1 protein-coding gene is annotated in these 291 nt (G+C 48.5%); it reads left to right on the top strand.

The window, feature by feature from the left end; all coding sequences use genetic code 11:
* A partial coding sequence (locus tag ACNKXV_RS14420; RefSeq protein ID WP_417908400.1) for a hypothetical protein occupies window positions 1-291 on the top strand: 291 nt, incomplete at both ends.

The following is a 291-nucleotide window of genomic DNA, read 5'->3' as shown; positions in this document are numbered from 1 at the left end:
GGCCGAGCAGGAAAAAGTGTACGAGGAAGTAAAAACCTACTACAGAGAAAAAATCATCGGCGAATTCGATGGGATGGGTAGGGGTAGTCAGCAATTCATGCTCCTCCGCGGTCTTACTCAGCTGCGCCAGATCGCCAACCATCCAAAGCTAGTTCGGGAGGATTATACACGGGAATCAGGCAAGCAGGAAGACATCACCTACATGCTCCAAGAGACCATCTCGGAGGATCACAAAGTACTGGTGTTTAGTCAGTTTGTCCGTCATTTGACTATTGTTCGGGAGTTTTTGGA

The sequence above is a fragment of the Christiangramia aquimixticola genome (assembly GCF_048285835.1).
Classification (GTDB): domain Bacteria; phylum Bacteroidota; class Bacteroidia; order Flavobacteriales; family Flavobacteriaceae; genus Christiangramia; species Christiangramia aquimixticola.
This window is presented reverse-complemented; position numbering and strand designations above follow the sequence as displayed.